Origin of the sequence: Rhizobium sp. CFBP 13644, from assembly GCF_014842165.1 — a bacterium.
In the GTDB taxonomy this organism is placed as follows: domain Bacteria; phylum Pseudomonadota; class Alphaproteobacteria; order Rhizobiales; family Rhizobiaceae; genus Agrobacterium; species Agrobacterium tumefaciens_C.
This window is the reverse complement of the sequence record NZ_JACYVF010000005.1, coordinates 23,789-41,333: the sequence shown is the minus strand read 5'-3', so window position 1 is coordinate 41,333 and position 17,545 is coordinate 23,789. Positions and strand designations below refer to the sequence as shown.

Sequence of the window (17,545 nt, the reverse complement as noted above, 5' to 3'; positions counted from 1 at the left end):
GAAACTAGTTAAAGTAAGATTTGTACCAATCCACAAATCTACCAACACCGGTTTTTACATCGATTTGCGGTACGAAGCCGGTAAGTGACTGTAGCAACTCTGTTGCAGCAAAAGTTCGAGGAACGTCGCCCTGCTGCATTGGCAACATGTTTCGAATGGCTTTCTTGCCCAACGCCTCCTCGATCGTGTCGACAAAATCAAGCAAGGCGACCGGCTGTCCGCCGCCGATATTCACGATCCGGAACGGTCCTTGAGCCGAAAGCGTGTCTCCTGCGACGCGGTTTTCAGGGGAGGGCGGGATATTGGCCAGCCTGACGATGGCTTCTACCAGGTCATCGATATACGTAAAGTCCCGGCTCATCTGGCCTTCACCATAGATATCGATTGGCCTGCCGTTCTCGATGGCATCGACAAACTTGAACAGGGCCATATCCGGCCGGCCCCATGGTCCGTAAACAGTGAAGAACCGGAAACACGTCGTAGGAATCTTATAAAGGTGGGCATAGCTATGCCCCATGACTTCCATCGACTTTTTGGTGGCAGCATAAAGCGTCATGGGCTCATCTGCGCGATCGGTTTCCGCAAACGGAATCTGCTCGTTGGCGCCATAAATAGAGGACGTTGATGCCATCAAAAGATGCTTGGCGCCAACCGTCTTCGCCAGCTCAAGTATGTTCCAGGAACCTATCAAATTACTGTCGACGTATGCCTTTGGGTTTTCCAGGCTATATCGAACGCCAGCCTGAGCAGCCAGATGGATGATGACATCTGGCTCCCCAGCGTCCGCGGCTTCAGCAAGTGTCTTCTTGCTTTCCAGCATCCCGATAACGGGTCGGAAACCGTTAGAGCGCGCAAGTATCGAATGGCGGGCCTCTTTGAGCCTGACGTCGTAATACGGCGTCATCCCATCGAGTCCGGTCACAAAATGACCTTCATCCAGCAACCGCTTTGCAACATTAAAACCGATAAATCCGGCCGTTCCAGTTATCAGATATCTCATGTTACTGCCTTTCGCATTCGCCATTCACGCCGCTAATCCCTATTCAGGGCGACCGATACTGCTGTAGGTGAAGCCATGTTTGGTGACCTCATCGCTACGATAGATATTGCGCAGATCCACAAGCACGGGTTGGTTCATTATTGTCTTGAGGCGATCAAAATCCAGCGCACGGAACTGGTTCCACTCTGTCACGATGACCAGCGCATCCGCGCCTTCCGCAGCGGCATAGGGGCTCGATGCATAGGAGATGTCGTTCATCATGCTACGCGCGTTTTCCATACCTTCGGGATCATAACCAACAACCTTGGCGCCGGCATCTGTCAGCGTCTGTATGATGGTAATAGCCGGACTATCGCGCATATCGTCCGTATTCGGCTTAAATGTCAGCCCGAGGATAGCAATGGTCTTGTCACGTACATCACCGCCGGCTGCGGCGATGATTTTACGACCCATGGCTCGTTTACGGTTGTCATTGATTGCAACCGTGGTCTCGATCAGACGTACCGGGCTGTCGTTGTCCTGAGCCGTCTTGACCAGCGCCAGAGTGTCCTTCGGAAAGCAGGAACCGCCGTAGCCGGGTCCAGCATTGAGGAACTTGGAGCCGATGCGGCCGTCTATACCAATACCACGCGCAACTTCCTGAACATTCGCGCCGACCTTTTCGCACAGATCCGCCATCTCGTTGATGAACGTGATCTTCATGGCCAGGAAGGCGTTGCCAGCATACTTGATCAACTCAGATGTGCGGCGAGTTGTAAACAGCAGCGGAGACTGGTTGAGATAAAGCGGACGATAGACTTCCGTCATAACCGGACGCGCTCGCTCGTCATTCATGCCGACCACAATTCGGTCGGGGCGCTTGAAATCTTCGATAGCGGCGCCCTCGCGCAGAAATTCGGGGTTTGAAACCACCGCTACATCCGCATTCGGATTGGTTTCTTTCACGATACGTTCTACTTCGTCGCCGGTCCCGACCGGAACCGTTGACTTGGTTACAATGACGGTAAAGCCGTTTACGTTCTGCGCGATATCACGTGCTGCAGCATAAACGTAAGAAAGGTCTGCATGTCCGTCGCCGCGGCGTGAAGGCGTGCCCACTGCGATAAACACCACGTCTGCTCCGCTGACACTTGCTGCCAGATCCGTAGAGAAACTCAGTCGTCCTGCTGCCACGTTTTCCGCGACCAATTGCTCCAGGCCCGGTTCAAAAATCGGAATCTTGCCGTTCCGTAAGGCTTCAACCTTACTTTCGTCTCGATCCAAACAAATGACGTCATGTCCAAAATCTGCAAAGCAAACACCGGACACCAGGCCAACGTAGCCTGCACCAATCATCGTAATCTTCATAGCGGGTCTCTGCCTCTTAAAACCATACGGGTCATTGTTTCTGCAATGCAGCAATTGTCGCCTATCATTGCAAGTTTTAATTTAGTGCCAACAAGATATGAGCTTGTCGATTTCAGATTAGGGACGGGCATTTGTTCTGTTGACAATCCGCGACATCACTTCGCGCGTCGCCCCTATAGTTGCAAATGTCAGCATTTTGACGAAGGGTTTCAATCCACCGTCGTACCGATAAGCCTTGAAAAATCGCGGGTTGACGTGCGACTTGGCACCCGCCGAGTAACGCGCATACTGCATAAGCTCAAGATTTATAAGCCGCTTTAGCAGCTTCAGCGAAGGATCCGGGGTATCCTTGATCAGTTCCAGCGCACTCGTAACTACGATAGGCACAGCCCCATGCCGTGTCGTACGCGTTACGCGGTTTACCGTATCCTGACGGAACTCTGCAGTTTCCTTGCCGCTGAATGCAGTTTTTGCGCGTGCAGTCGCACGCAACCACATATCCTTGTCACCGCCGCGTCGTGCCTTGCCAGCAGGAAACAAGCCAGCCTCGATCAATACAGAGCGGCGGAATGCCGATGCGCCCGTCCATATGGGGCAGAGACCCGTCTGGAGCCAAGGCTGTAATATGTCATGGAGTGCGAGTGCCTTCCCCACAGGGATCGGCGCAAGAGTGCCGGCATAGCTGCGCTGCTTGCCGCCCTCTACTATCTTGACCCCTGAAAAGCCACAGCCAACATCTGGCCCCGCCGCCACAATGGCAGCCGAGAGAGTTTGCAAATGATCGTTATGCCATACGTCGTCCGCATCAAGAAAAGCGATCCAGTCGGCGGTTGATGCCTCGATGCCGAAGTTGCGCGCTGCATATCCGCCTGGCCCGGGAGGTGAACGGTGCAGCAACCGGATACGATTATCCCGCGCTACAAAGCTTTCGACAATCGAAGGCCCTTCATCTGAAGACCCATCATCGATCACGATGATTTCCCTAGGGGCTAGTGTCTGTTGCAGCACGCTCTCCAAGGTTTCCGCGATATGAGGTCCCTTGTTGAATAGCGGAATGACGACTGCGATATCCTTCAAGCTCAAAATCCTTTGCCGCAGTTAAAAAAACCGCAAACGCACACGCTCTGCAATAAAGAAACGCCGGAAACGTTGGAAGATTCGCGTCTCACTTTCGTATCAACCCTCAAGAGCATGGCGTGTAATCTCCTTCTTCAACATCGTCACCGTCGTCAACAAGATTGTACCGTAATGGACAACAAGGAGAAGACTATAAAACGCAATGACGTATTTTGGGTCCATAGCATAGTAGAGGGCAAAGACAAATGGGATGACTGAGAGACAGCAGCGCTCAAAGCTTATACGCAGGTTATATTTGTTTTTGTTGAGCACTGAAATGACGGAGGCGGTAGGAGATACGAGCAACTGCGCGAAAAGGAGTGGTGCCAGATATTGAGCGAAGGTGCCGGCCTGAGACCACTGTCCTCCGAAAGCAAACTCGAAAAGCGGCCTGCCGCCAATGAGAAGCACAAGAACGGGACCGGCAGATATGATTGCGGATTTCTTGCACGTGCTGATCAACAGCGAGAGAATTTCCTTTGGACGGTGCCTGCCGATTTTGGAAAGGATACCGATAAAGGCCTTGCTCGTTGTCTGTCCTATGAGATTTACGGTCGCAAAAAGAATCGAGAATGCAAGGCTTAGCTGTCCAACTGTTTCCGAGCCATACGCATAGGCGATCATCAAAATTGGGATTTGCGTCGCGAGCCCCGCGAGAATCTGGGCGGGCAAGCGAAATGTTGGCATTTCCCGGTAATAGCGGAAAAAGAAGAACAAACGGCCGAGGCTCGCACGGGTAAACAAAGATGGGATATCCATTTTGGTCATTCCGCGCAGCAGCGACAGAATTCCCATGGTGCGTTCTGCCACGCCGCCGATGAGCAAGTTCAATGCAGCCGGGTGCCACCAACCCAATGCTATCTTGATGACTGCGCCCGAGATGCTCTGATTAAACTGAGAGCCTGCGATATTCTTGAACCTGCGACCGCGGATGGCCCACTGAAGGGCGACTTCGTAAAGACCCGCTCCAGTGGTTCCGAGTACCAGAATCCACCAGTATGTGCCGATCTGCGGCGCCCCGAGCGCATTCCCCAGATGTTCACCAAAGATCAATAGTCCCACAGAAATGATTGGCGCAGATAGCAGCGTCATTGCGAGACAAAGCGCCAGAAGCAGAAATGCTGATCTTTCGCGCCTGGGCAGCGGGATGGCCAAGACGTATCTCAGGGTCACGAATGGATAAAGAAAGTTCACGACAGTGTTGAAGATTGCGTAGAGACCGAAATCTTCTGGCGTGTACATGCGTGTCAGAATGGGCATCACAAGGATAGTGATGAGTTTGGCAGATGTCGCACCCAATAAAAGTACAATAAACCCTTTTTGCATTCCGTGGGCGTCATTGCCCAGCAAGCCGCTCAACCGCCTTTTGACGGCACTAAACAATGTTCGTGACATGAGATTTCCGGAAAATCGGTTATGTTTGGGTAAGGTATGGCGGCAATTTTTTGCAGATTTCGGCTGAAATCATCGCGACGAGTAGAAGTTGAGCTTCCAACTTATACTCCTCACGTTGTTAAGGCATGAAGAACTTTGGTAACCCCACGATTTACGAGAACAGGAAGTCATCGTGGCCGGGTGCATTAAGTGATATCACATTGATTATCAGATCCGCAGTTCTGTCGCCGTTTACATCGGCACTGACTTCGAAATAGCCTGATTTGGCTTGGACCGACACTTCGCCCTGATGGCCGGAAAATGCAGCGTTGTTTATAAATGTCAGGCTCTCCCCCGCCTGATGCAACGATGTGTTGATATCCCGGAGATCTATCTTGTCCGCACCTTTCTCAAAGTCGGTAATCAGATCGATGCCCGTTGCAGCGCTGCTGTCACTAACAGAATTGTATACAAAGAGGTCGGCTCCCTTGCCACCGGTGAGTGTATCAAGCCCCCCCTTGCCGGAAATGACGTCATTTCCATCGCCACCGATGATGCCGTTGTCCTGACCATTTCCAATCACTGTATCGTTTCCAGCACCAGCATCGATCGCGCGTGTGATCCTGTCGAAAGAGACCGATGAGAAGTCAAGGTAATCTGCATCGGCCGACCCCTTGATCTGTATGCCAGCTTTGCCGCCGCTCGAAATCCGCTCGATGTTGGAAATAGAGGTCAGGCCGATCGTGGCATTGTTCATATTGCTCATGATCGTGTCGAAACCCTCGCCGCCGTCCACGCGGTCGAAACCGTTGTTCTGGAACGTGTAGTAGATAAAGTCGTCGCCACCGCCCGTGTTTATGATGTCCTGACCTCGGCCACCACTGATCTTGTCATTTCCCCCAAGCGTGGTGATCGTATCGTCCCCGTCGCCGCCATCAATCGTCCAGTGATCGGAGGAGGGCACCTGGATAACGTCATTGAAAGCACTGCCGACAAGGTTCTGGTTTTCGACAACGTTGCTTAGGTTGACGACCACCTCTAACGGTGCGGAGCGCCCCTGATCGTTCGATGCCACAACTGAGAGCGTGTAGCTTTGCTGGGCCTCGAAATCCAGCACTGCCCCTGCTGCCACGCTGATGACGCCGGTTGCGCTATTAAGAGTGAACCGCCCGCTAGGGTCGATCATTTCATAGCCGGTCGCACCATAGCCGGAGAGGGTGGCTACAACGGTACCCGCAGCTGAGTTTTCTGCGATACTTCCTCCAATGAAACCAACTGCACTTGGAGCCTCGACAACGTCATCAACGCCTATCGAAAAGGCCTTGTCGATGAAGCTACCGGCGGTATCGGTTATCCTGACAACAATGTCGTGGGACGCTGATGTTTCATAATCTAGTTGACCAACTCCCGCCACAGTGATGAGGCCCGTTGCCGCGTCTATCGCGAAGCGTCCGCCAGCATCGTCAACCATGGTGTACGACAAGCTATCACCGGCATCCGGGTCCGCGGCAACAATGACACCGGCCACGGTTCCAATTTCGGAATTTTCCGCCACATGGCCGCTAACGAGGGAAGCCGAGCTTGGGGCCTCGTTAATGTTGCTGACCTCAACGGTGATGGTGCGTTCCACAAATTGGCCCGCCGGGTCTGTAGCTCTGATGATGATCGCGTGGCTCGGCGAGGTCTCGTAATCGAGAAGCGTGCTGTCCTTGACCGTCAAGGCACCAGTTGTCGGATCGATTGAAAAGCGTCCACCAGCATCGTCGCTCAGACTATAGGAGAGGATATCGTTTGGATTTGGATCTTGTCCAAGCGCAGTTCCAACGAGTGTGCCGTTGACGCTGTTCTCCGCGATGACTGTGGGAAACAGCTGAACATCGGTCGGTGGCAGTTCCAATCCGCCCACAACATTTGCCACGGTAAGATCACCATCAGCGAAGCGGACCGTTTCGAACCCTACAATAATGTCGGCTCCGTCAGGCGAATCCTGACGGATATCATTTATGTGCAATTGCCCATCGACAATGGCAAAGCCGTAATCTGAAAAGGCTCCACCCAGAACGAAGGTATCGTTGCCGCTTCCACCGTCAGCAAAGTCATTGCCGCCGCCGCCAGTGATAACGTCGTCTCCACCGCCACCGTACACAGCATTATCGGAAGCGTTTCCGATGATTCTGTCCGCATATCTGGTGCCAACGATATTCTCGATGGCAATCAATTCATCGCCTTGCGCATCGCCGCCGACGCCCTTGCCGCCAGCCAGATTGACGGAAATCCCGTAGAGACTGTCAGAATAATCGACGGTGTCGATTCCCTGTCCGCCGTCAAGAATGTCGGCCCCACCACCACCGATCAGGCGATCATTTCCATCCATACCCATCAGGTGATCAGCGGCTGCGCCGCCGGTTATGATATTATCGAGACTATTACCGGTGCCGGTAAAGGTTCTGGTGCTGGTATGGGTAAGGTTTTCGACATTGCTTGTCAGGCTGTAGTTATCAAGGTTTGTCTTGACAGAGTCGGTGCCTTCATCCGCCAACTCATTTACAACATCGCCTGCATCATCGATGATATATGTATCATCGCCAGTGCCGCCGACCAGCGTATCTGCGCCGGCACCGCCGTCCAGCACATCGTTGCCATCCATGCCGTAAATGGTATCCGCTCCACCCCGTCCATAAATGGTATTCGCAAACTCGTTGCCGGTCAGCATGTCGGCGTAGTTGCTGGCACCCATGTTTTCAATGCTGTAGAGCAGATCTCCTGCGGCCGTATCGCCGAGATTGATGTTCGTGGTCAGGTTAACCGTGATTGCTGTCGCAGCCTTAGAGTAATCGACGTAATCGTTACCTTCGCCACCGTAATAGGTGTCAGCTCCCAAAGAACCGTTGAACTTGTCAGCCCCGTCGTAACCGTAGAAAGTTTCCGAGCCGCTGCCGCCGGAAAACGTATTCTTGTCGCTATTCCCGTACCCGACAAAGGCTTGTGTGCCGGTATAGGAAATGCCTTCCACATTCGCACCGAGCGTATAGCTCTCGAGCGAGGTTGAGATGAGGTCGGTTCCACCGCCGATTTGCTCTGCAACCACATCATCGTAGGAATCGATAATATAAGTATCATTCCCCAGGCCACCGATCAGCAGGTCCGCGCCTGCGCCGCCATCGAGCGTGTCGTTGCCATCCCCGCCCTCCAGCCGGTTATCCGCACCGTTGCCGGTAATGACATCGTTGAAGGCGGTGCCAATCACATTTTCTATCGAACTGAACACATCGCCCGTCGCATCGCCGCCTGTCGCGACGCCACTTGCTAGATTGACGGTAATGGCCAGACTGCTGCTGCGATAGTCTGCGGTGTCATTTCCGGCCCCGCCATCCAGCCTGTCAGCGCCGGCGCCTCCTGCGAAGATGTTGTCGCCATCATCGCCAGTCAGGCTATCGTCATAACGCGTGCCGATAATTTTCTCGATGCTGATGAGTTGATCGCCCTCTGCATCCCCTCCGAGACCTGTGCCGAGAGCGAGGTCCACCGTTATAGCGGCCGCACTGGCGCCGTAATCCACGGTATCGATCTGATTGCCGCCATCAAGAACATCTGCCCCTGCGCTGCCGACAAATATGTTGGCTTCGTCATCACCGGTCAGGTTATCTGAAAACGCCGAACCAATAACCCGCTCGATGCCGTTTAACGTATCGCCTTCGGCATCGCCGCCGGAACCTACACCCAGAAGCAGGTTGACCGTGACGCCTGAAGCGCTGTCCGCGTAGGAGGCGGTGTCGAGACCTTCTGCTCCTTCAAGAACGTCAGCCCCCGCTCCACCGCTGAAAGTTTCATCGCCGCTACTGCCAATCAACGTATCGTTGCCTGCGCCGCCACGAGCTTCAATAATGCTGCCGCCAAGCCGGATCGTGTCATCATAATTTGAAGCGGAAACAATTTCGATGCCCTGCAATGTGTCGCCAGCAGCCTCTCCGGCTGTGCCTGCACCAAGTGTGCCATCGATTGTGATGCCAGCCTCTGCCGTCGAATAGTCTGCCGTATCAATGCCTTCACCGCCTATGAGAGTATCTGCGCCAATACCTCCCGACAGCAGATCGTTGCCGCGTCCGCCTTCCAGGGCATTGTCGGCAGCATCACCGATCAGGACATCATCCAGTGCAGTGCCTATGACGCGCTCTATCTGCGAAAGCACGTCACCCTGTGCGTCGCCCCCCAGACCTGTTCCAAGAGCAAGATTGATGACGACTGCCGCGTTGCTTGACGAATAGTCGGAGGTATCAAGGCCTTCGCCGCCATTCAGGCTGTCTGCGCCTTCTCCGCCGACAAGGATGTCGTCACCGTTGCCGCCGTCTAAAATATCCCCGTCCAAGCCACCTTCCAGACGGTTGGCACTGTCGTCACCTGTCAAATTGTCAGCAAAGTTCGAACCGTGCAGATTTTCGATGCCTGTGAGAATGTCCCCCTCGGCGTCTCCACCAAGATTGACATTGGTTTCCAGATTTACAGTTACGGCGGACTGGCTGGAGGTGTAGTCGGAATAATCCAAGCCACCTCCGCCTTCGATGGAATCTGCGCCTGCGCCGCCAATAAAGGTTTCGTTAGCGTTGCCGCCTATGAGCGTATCATTGCCACCAGAGCCGACGACGATTTCTATGCCGCTCAGCAAATCGCCTTCCGCATCGCCACCGCTGCCGGTCCCTTGTTCAAGGTTCACAGTGACCGGAGCCGCGCTCCCCGTATAATCTGCGGTGTCGATTCCTTCGCCGCCGTTCAGAACGTCTGCACCCTCGCCACCACTCAAGGTGTCATCACCACCACGGCCTTCGAGAACGTCATTGCCCGCGCCGCCGATCAAATAATTGGTGTTGTCCGATCCAAAGAGTTGGTCATCGTAACTGGAGCCGACAAGCCCTTCTATATCGACGAGAAAGTCGCCCGCCGCGGCACCGCCAGGGGCTCCACCGGCCAGATCGACCGTAACGCCGGATGTGGCCGAAGCGTAGCTCGCCAAATCGAAACCCTTGCCTCCGATCAGCACATCTGCGCCGGCGCCACCATCCAGAACATCGTTTCCGGCCCCACCGATCAGAAGGTCGTCGCCTTGCCCTCCCTCGAGAAGGTCATTGCCATCGGAGCCGCGCAGCACATCTTCCCCATGGCCGCCGACCAGGATCGCATTGCCGGCGTTGCTGTAGAGGTAAACGTCTTTCGTAGAACCTGAATAGATATAGGGGTCAGACAGTGTCGCAGCATTGATGCCACTGTCCTGGCCGTTTACGGTCAGGACCGAACCGGACCCTTTTCGCAGCCACGAACTGGTTGAACTGACCGAGGAAGTCAGGTCCGTTACTGTCAAGGTGGCGTTTTTCTCAGTCAGGTTGAATACTATGGTCGCCGGATCGGTATCTGAAATATGGGCGCTGTTAATCGTCGCCTTTGCGCCCTTGGCCAGCCAGAAATGGTTCTGGTTGCTTGCTCCGCCCTGAAGGTTAGGGTCGAGACTGACCACATCCTCCAGCACGGTATCAGTTGCCCAGAGGCGGTAATTGCGGCCATTGCCTTCCGATATCGTTCTGGTCAGCGTGGTGGATTGCGACTTGATATCATATCCGCCATCCGAATTGTTTGCCGAAACGGTGTCAATGAAATGAACGTTGTAGACGCCCCGTTCCGTCGCGAACCCGTCTCCATTCCAATAGGTGTTGATGGTATCAAGCGTGTTTGAAACTTCGACGCGACGGACAATGATATCATGCGCGGTTCCATCAATGTGAACGCCGACCGCGAAGTTGTCGCCGTCCTGGAATTGGCTGTCGGCCTTTACGTCCTCAATCACCACGTCATGCGTGTCGTATTGAAGCTTGATAGCGGCTTTAGAGAATCCATTAATATCGACATCGCGGATGGTCAGTCCTGAAATCGTCGCAGATGTTGCGTCGCCGGAAGCATTGTTTTCGAAGAACCGCTGCACATTGGTCGCGGTGATATGTTCGATTGTCAGGTTCTTGATATCGTCGCCAACGCGGATCGCGCCATAGCCGATATTGGTAAAGCCCAGGTCGGAAAATGTTAGGTTATCGGCGCCAGCGATCAGGCGAAAGCCTTGTTCGCCTGCAAAGCCAGCGGGATCGTAAGGGTCGGACCGTGTGCCGACTATGTTGGCTTCCATCGCGTTGCCGTTGCTGTCAACGCCGTGAATCCATACGGGTTGACCGTCCTCGCCGCCGTTTGTGATCACAATCGGGGTCGAGTCAAGCTTGTAGTCGCCCTGGTCAGCAATCATGCGCACTTCGCCGCCTGGGCCTGCCGCTGCTACAAATGCAGGGATATCATAAAGGCTGCCCGCGTTTTCGATGCTAGACCCATCCATAAGTCCCGCCCCAGTCGGGGAAACATAAAATGAAGCCATGGTCAGAAATCCTCGACGGTCCGGTTTATCTTGCACTGCGGTGAATGAGCATTCCATTAATAATTCGTTAAGCAAATAACGCAAGTAAACCTTGACTGTCATTGCACCGTACCCCGTGTTTTTTAGAGACATGGTAAAATTCGAAATATATTGGGAGGAATTCATTTGGATGTTCATGGGATATTTGGCCCAGATCCAGAAGGAAGCCCCAATGACCGATTTCTATATTTCTCCGACAGGTTGCGGTGACAAAAGCGGAAGCAGCATTGAGAACGCGGCATCGATCAACAGCATTAATACTGTGGTTACGCAGGCATCCGGTGGTGATCGGGTTGTGCTGATTGCTGACCAAGGTGACTATAACATTGCGAAGTCGATCAATATTTACAGCGGTGGTGACGAGGGTAAGCCCATAACCATTGTCGGGATGTCATCGACCGGTCAGGAAATGGACGCGACTTTCGTCAGCAATCGGGCTGAAGTCTATTCTCCGACTGCCCAACAGGGCATCGAGATATTTCGGCTCAACGAAGGTTCCAACAACCTCGTCTTCGACAATGTCAATTTCAAAAATGTAGCAACCGCATTCCGCCTGGGCGGAAATCTGGAAAACATTACGATCCAGGACTCTTCTGCAGAGAATGTGAGCCGATATGTTGAAAACCTGGCCACAGGCAAGAATGTCGCTGCGTCCGTGGACGGGCTTACCATTCGCAATGTCGAGGTTGATGGCTTCGCCAAGGGTGTTGTCCGTCTGCAGTATGACAGCCAGAATGTCGTGATCGACAATGTCAAAGGTGACAGCCAGCATATCGACGGAGCAAGTTTCGCGATCGGCGTCCACATCGATGGAACTGCACATGACATCGTTGTTCGCAATACCGAGATTGGCAACATCACTGACACCACGAGCAGCTACTATAATGGCGATGGATTTGCCACAGAGCGCGGAGTCTATAACGTCGTCTTTGAAAATACACGGGCCTACAACAATACCGACGCAGGCTACGATATCAAATCGACGTCAACGCAATTGATCGGTGCCGTTGCCGACGGTAACAGCAGAAACTTCCGTATCTGGGCAACAGATACAGTGGCCGACGGTATTGTCGGGTTGAACCCCACTTATCACGGCGGTAGCAGCACCAAACCCGCCAATGTCTGGCTTGCTGCCGGTGCGCATGCAGATATCACAAACTCTCAATTCCTGGATGATGACGGTCTCGGTTTCCTGTTCGATCTCGCTGAAAACGGTGCGTCACTCGCCATCGGCGGCGTTGAGAGCAACCAGTCGGCAACCGGCAACTCGAAGCTCACAAATCCGGTCATCATGGGCAAGACCGCGTCGTTGATCGGAAGCGTGGAGCAAATGCTGGCCAAGCCAGCGGAACTTCATGCAGCAAAGAATGCTATCCTCGAAAACTCTGCGGCTGGCACATCAGTTGCCAAGGTCAGTTCCGAAGGGGCAAGCTCTTTCAAGCTTTCTGACGACGCTGGCGGCATGTTCAGCATCAATTCCCGTACCGGCGAAATCTTTGTGGCAAATTCGGCTGGTCTCGATTACGAAAAGGCACATTCTTTTGCAGTTTCTGTCGTTGCATCGAATGCTCAGGGCGCATCAACAACTGCCACCTTCATGCTGGAGTTGACGAACGTCGTTGAGAACCAGAGAGTGATCGGCACGGGTGCAAACGATCGCATGATTTTCACTTCGGCCGACAATTGGACGATTGATGGTGGTGATGGCAATGATTTGATCGTGACATCGAATGGCGTTGACCGTGTTCAAGGCGGGCGCGGTGACGACATCATCAACACGGGCGGCGGTGATGACACAATTACGTTTAGCCTACAGAGCAACGGGTTCGACACAATCGACGGCGGTACAGGGCGCGACACCATTCTCGCGGACAAGAACAACGCGGTCATCGGCCTGCATTCCTTCACGGGTATTGAGGTTATCTCCAGCGGCGGTAAGGCTGGTATTCGTATCATGGGCTCTGCCGACGCGGACTATCTTGATTTCTCCAATACGGTCATAGACCGAATTACTCGCCCGATTGATCTTGGTGCCGGAGATGACGTTGCAATCGGAAACGCCCAGAACAACAGTTTTGCTGGCGGCGCAGGCCACGATATCATCATCGGGGCAGGCGGGAATGATGTGATCGATGGCGGAACTGGCAACGACTGGCTCTACGGCGACATGAAGGATGGATCTCCGCTGGCTGGCGGGGGCAATGATACGATTACCGGTGGTGCCGGTGACGATCACCTGTTCGGGGGACGTGGCGATGATACCTTTGTCTATTCAGGCAAGGGCTTTGGCCATGACACCATCTATGACTTCAGTCAGGCAAACGGCAATCACGACCATATCGATATCTCGGGTACGGGCCTTCACTACAGCGATCTTTCCATCAGCTATGGAGCCGCTGGCGCGCTTGTGCTGTTCAATTCTGGAGACAGCATTCTCTTGAAGAACGTCGCTTCTCTATCAGCTAGCGATTTTATCGCCTGATTTATACTGTCTCGGCGCGATCAAGCATCGCGCCGTAGAACATTCTCCTGGGATGCGAAATCGTCCCGAAAACCGGGGAGGCGTGGGCCGATGGGAACAGAGGGTCTTTTCTGTGCAGGAACACGGACGGCTTCACTGAAGGAAAGTCCGACGAGTAATGAGTAGAAAATAAGCCCTTCGATGCTCCATATGGGCATGGTGGACATGTTGAGAACGAAAAACCCTACATATGCCAGCAGTATGAGAATGCTGTGTCTACCCTGAAGACTTCTTATGGACATCACGAGAAATAGCGACAAGAAGGACAACGATGCAAGGAAACCGAAAATCCCTGTGTCGTAAAGCGCTGATACCAAGGTATTGTGTGCATATACCTTGAAGCTCCCCTCCCAGGATGAAGGCCCGAAGCCAAACAGCAATTGCATATTGCTTCCCTGCAAATACGCGCTGAGATATTGACTCCAGATATAGGGGCGACCGCTCATCAGGCGCCTTGCGTCAGTTGTATAATGATCGGGAATCACGAAAAGGCGGTCGAACTCTCCTGCCGACGCAAACAAATCCACGAAGCGGTCCTGGAAATGGATGCCTGCGAGTATCACAAGACCGATCATCGGCAGCATGATGATTGACAGTAGGATCTTCTGCTCGTTTCTGACTCCGCGCGAGGTGGTGACAAGGACAATTGCCGCAACGATTGGTAAAGCTGCGATCAAGGCTGTGCGATAGTTCGCCAGCACGATTGATGCAACGCCGATAGCGAGAAGACCCAGTCCACGCGCTTTCCAGTTGGCTGCGAAGATTCCCGCCACGAGAATGAATGTCAGTGAAACCATTGAGAAGCCGGATTCGTGATTGAAGCCGCCAATGACGCTGGCCGAACCATCGGTTTCATTGGCCTTGGCAACACCGAACACGAATCCAATAAACTGGAAAGCGACCGGCACTGCAAGTGCCAGCATCAGAACGCGTGCGACGCGATAGGTTCCGACCTCCAGATATGCTCTCATTGCTGCCGTGGCGATCACCAGGAAGTAAACGGCTTTGATCGAGCCATCTATTGCTCCTCCCATGAACCCGTTGAGAATGCCGCTGCTTAGATTTGCGAAAATCAACGCGTAACAGGGGATTGCCATCGGCGACCGAAAGGCCCGGAACCCGACCAGCAAAATTCCAATGCCAATGGTGGCTAGCGAAACCAGGGATATTATGGAAGCGCCGCCAACCGAGCGAAAGGTGTAGATCGGGAATTCTGCGGAAATGAATCGAGCCCACAGGGCGAGTGCGAGAAAACGAAGCATCACGCTTCGCTCCGTCCGAATGATTAAAAAGAAGCAGACCAATGCCACGCAGAGCCCAAGCAATGCAACGTGGGGGGGCAGCACACGCATAACGCCGACTTCCATAGCTCTACTTTCTCGCCATCAATAATCGGCACTAGCAATGAGTAAGGTTTGCCTGTCTGGCAATCAGAATATTGTCACCGGAAACGGGGAGGGTAATCAGCTACTGGTCCGGCCTTGTTATTGATATAGCCTTCGCTACCTTGCGAAGAAAGAAGTTTGGCGGGTATGCCGCCGACTACCGAGTCATCCGGAAAATCCTTGGTGACAACAGCATTGGCACCGACCGCGCTACGTTTGCCCAGACGGATGTGTCCAATAACCTTAGCCCCAGATCCGAGGAAGCTCTCATCTCCCACGATCGGCGCACCCTGGCGCTCGCCTCTGTTCATATATCCCAAGACAACGCCATGCGTAAAATTCACGTTCGAACCGATTACTGAATCGCCGTGAACGTAGATGCCGCCAAATCGGTTAATAAATAAGCCCGGTCCGATGACTGTATATTCAGGAATAGCAATCCCGAATTTATAACGGCAACGCAAAAGCATATACTTCACAAAATAGTAAAGCCAATGACGTGTCACTGGGTTTACCTTCAAATATCCACAAAGGCGCATCCATACTGTATATTTGAAGCCTGGCGTCGCAATAAAATGCTTCAGGAATGACTTTGTATCGGCGCGACCAGAATAACGTGTGAGGTCGGCAGCCAGCAGATCTTTCAGCTGCCTGAAGGATCTCGCGCACCCTTCAGTATGTGCTTTACCCCAGACCTTTTCCGGTTCATCCATAGGTATGGAGGTGCTATTTTCGGAACCGGTAGCTGTGGTGGTCTGCATATCGGACATTCTTGTTCTCCGGTCTCTCTATAGCATTAGCAAACAAATCAAATTCCATAGGGCTTTGCCCGCAGAAATCAAAGCGCCAGCGTAGTGATTTCATATCCGTCTGGTTTATATTTCTATTAATCTTCCTGAATGCTTGACGAAATCGCAGGCACAACTTATCAGCCTTAACGATATAAAAAGATTCCAATCGACGCAATTCTTAAATCCGAATATAACCACTTCCATCTCAATCCTGGCCTGCGGGTTCGGCAGGAGCGTAATTCGGCCAGTGCGTAGACAATGACACGCGATCAATGGTCGGATTTGCCGTTCGTTCTGCATCGCAGCCACCTTACCGCAGGAATGGCTCTGAATGAACCGACCCGAAAATTCCAGTACATCAGTTCATGAGCCGATGTGCGTATGTGTGGTAGGCTTGCGTGGAATTCCAAATGTAATGGGCGGTGTGGAAACGCATTGCGAAGAGCTTTATCCCCGTCTCAAGCAAATTCTAGGGGACAAAATTCGAGTTAAGATCCTGGCAAGGCGGGGTTACGTCAGTGCACCGAGCATTTATAAAGGTGTAGAGGTCGTTCCGATCTATTCCCCGGCCAACAAATATCTGGAAACGATCGTGCATACTGCTTTGGCGATCATCCATGCGAAATTCCGCCACAAGGCAAATGCTGTCCACATCCACGCTATAGGCCCCGCATTGATGGCTCCGCTTGCCCGGCTTCTAGGTATGAAGGTTGTGGTCACACACCATGGTGAGGATTACCGCAGGGCAAAGTGGAACTGGTTTGCCAAGACAATGTTGATGAAGGGCGAGGCGATGGCCGTGCGATTCGCTTCAAAGCTGATCGTCATCACGCACAACATAAAGGATCGGCTGAAATCCGAGTACGGAATAAAGGGTCAGCGGATATCTTACGTTCCAAACGGCGTTTCCATCGGTGGTGATGTGAGCGTTGATGAAAGCATTCTCGAGGAATTTGGCCTGGGTCGTGGCGAATACGTGCTGGGCGTTGCGAGACTCGTACCGGAAAAAGGCTTTCAGGATCTGGTCAAAGCCTGGGCCAACGGGCGAGGCCGGAACCGCGCGAGGAAACTGGTCATAGCTGGTGACGCCGATCATCAGGACAAGTTTGCTCTGGAGTTGCTGTCTCACGCCAGCGAGGACATCATTTTTACTGGACGGCAGCCGCGCTCAAAGGTGCTGGCGCTTTTCAAATCTGCATCGCTGTTCGTTCTTCCTTCTTATCATGAGGGTCTTCCCTTTGTCGCACTGGAAGCCATTGCCTGCGGTGCGCCTATTGCGTTGAGCGATATACCTGGAAATCGCGAATTGGGGTTGGCAGAGCATGCCTATTTTCGCCCGGGGGATATGGAAGCGATCACAGCCCGCTTGAGTGACGACCCAAAAACATACGAGGCCGACAAACGGATACTTGACAACTACAGCTGGGAATTTATCGCGAGCCGGACAGCTGCCCTTTATGCTGATCTGTTGAGTATGGAGCCGCCGCCTGCAATCTATGCAACGACAGCTGCCAATCCGTGACCGTTCACTGCCCCTGCCTCGTGTCTCCAGCCATTCCAGTACGA

General features: G+C 53.2%; 9 protein-coding genes. 2 read left to right on the top strand and 7 right to left on the bottom strand.

The genetic code is table 11. The features are described 5' to 3' along the window. Positions 1 to 4: 4 nt before the first annotated feature. The 5 genes from IFT53_RS14200 to IFT53_RS14180 form a co-directional block, all read right to left on the bottom strand. Complete coding sequence (locus tag IFT53_RS14200; protein ID WP_192065921.1) at positions 5 to 1,000, bottom strand: NAD-dependent epimerase; 996 nt, start codon at positions 998 to 1,000, stop codon at positions 5 to 7. Between the two features lie 39 nt (positions 1,001 to 1,039). Next, the gene (locus tag IFT53_RS14195; protein WP_192065551.1) at positions 1,040 to 2,347 is read right to left on the bottom strand and encodes a UDP-glucose dehydrogenase family protein; all 1,308 of its coding nucleotides are present in this window, start codon (positions 2,345 to 2,347) and stop codon (positions 1,040 to 1,042) included. A 117-nt stretch (positions 2,348 to 2,464) separates the two neighbouring features. After that, on the bottom strand, positions 2,465 to 3,424 hold the full coding sequence (locus IFT53_RS14190) for a glycosyltransferase family 2 protein (RefSeq protein ID WP_192065550.1): 960 nt from the start codon (positions 3,422 to 3,424) through the stop codon (positions 2,465 to 2,467). 99 nt (positions 3,425 to 3,523) lie between these two features. Further along, positions 3,524 to 4,858: a lipopolysaccharide biosynthesis protein gene (locus IFT53_RS14185; protein ID WP_192065548.1), complete on the bottom strand. Its 1,335-nt coding sequence runs from the start codon at positions 4,856 to 4,858 to the stop codon at positions 3,524 to 3,526. A gap of 151 nt (positions 4,859 to 5,009) precedes the next feature. Further along, positions 5,010 to 11,243, bottom strand: coding sequence for a cadherin domain-containing protein (locus tag IFT53_RS14180; protein ID WP_192065546.1), 6,234 nt, complete (start codon positions 11,241 to 11,243; stop codon positions 5,010 to 5,012). Between the two features lie 211 nt (positions 11,244 to 11,454). On the opposite strand from IFT53_RS14180, the gene IFT53_RS14175 reads away from it, so the two are divergent. Beyond that, positions 11,455 to 13,764, top strand: coding sequence for a cadherin domain-containing protein (locus tag IFT53_RS14175; RefSeq protein ID WP_192065545.1), 2,310 nt, complete (start codon positions 11,455 to 11,457; stop codon positions 13,762 to 13,764). 20 nt (positions 13,765 to 13,784) lie between these two features. Here the strand turns inward: IFT53_RS14175 and IFT53_RS14170 are convergent, their stop codons facing one another. After that, positions 13,785 to 15,170 carry an O-antigen ligase family protein gene (locus IFT53_RS14170; protein ID WP_192065543.1) on the bottom strand — a complete coding sequence of 462 codons (1,386 nt, stop codon included), beginning with the start codon at positions 15,168 to 15,170 and terminating at the stop codon, positions 13,785 to 13,787. 74 nt (positions 15,171 to 15,244) lie between these two features. After that, entirely contained in the window at positions 15,245 to 15,958 is a 714-nt protein-coding gene (locus tag IFT53_RS14165) for a serine O-acetyltransferase (protein ID WP_197980258.1), read from the bottom strand. 352 nt (positions 15,959 to 16,310) lie between these two features. On the opposite strand from IFT53_RS14165, the gene IFT53_RS14160 reads away from it, so the two are divergent. Then, positions 16,311 to 17,501: a glycosyltransferase family 4 protein gene (locus tag IFT53_RS14160; protein ID WP_192065541.1), complete on the top strand. Its 1,191-nt coding sequence runs from the start codon at positions 16,311 to 16,313 to the stop codon at positions 17,499 to 17,501. The last annotated feature ends 44 nt before the right edge of the window (positions 17,502 to 17,545 follow it).

Coding starts and splice junctions, on each gene's coding strand:
- IFT53_RS14200 (WP_192065921.1), bottom strand. CDS start 1,000: ATGAGATATCTGATAACTGGAACGGCCGGATTTATCGGTTTTAATGTT.
- IFT53_RS14195 (WP_192065551.1), bottom strand. CDS start 2,347: ATGAAGATTACGATGATTGGTGCAGGCTACGTTGGCCTGGTGTCCGGT.
- IFT53_RS14185 (WP_192065548.1), bottom strand. CDS start 4,858: ATGTCACGAACATTGTTTAGTGCCGTCAAAAGGCGGTTGAGCGGCTTG.
- IFT53_RS14180 (WP_192065546.1), bottom strand. CDS start 11,243: ATGGCTTCATTTTATGTTTCCCCGACTGGGGCGGGACTTATGGATGGG.
- IFT53_RS14175 (WP_192065545.1), top strand. CDS start 11,455: ATGACCGATTTCTATATTTCTCCGACAGGTTGCGGTGACAAAAGCGGA.
- IFT53_RS14170 (WP_192065543.1), bottom strand. CDS start 15,170: ATGGAAGTCGGCGTTATGCGTGTGCTGCCCCCCCACGTTGCATTGCTT.
- IFT53_RS14165 (WP_197980258.1), bottom strand. CDS start 15,958: ATGTCCGATATGCAGACCACCACAGCTACCGGTTCCGAAAATAGCACC.
- IFT53_RS14160 (WP_192065541.1), top strand. CDS start 16,311: ATGAACCGACCCGAAAATTCCAGTACATCAGTTCATGAGCCGATGTGC.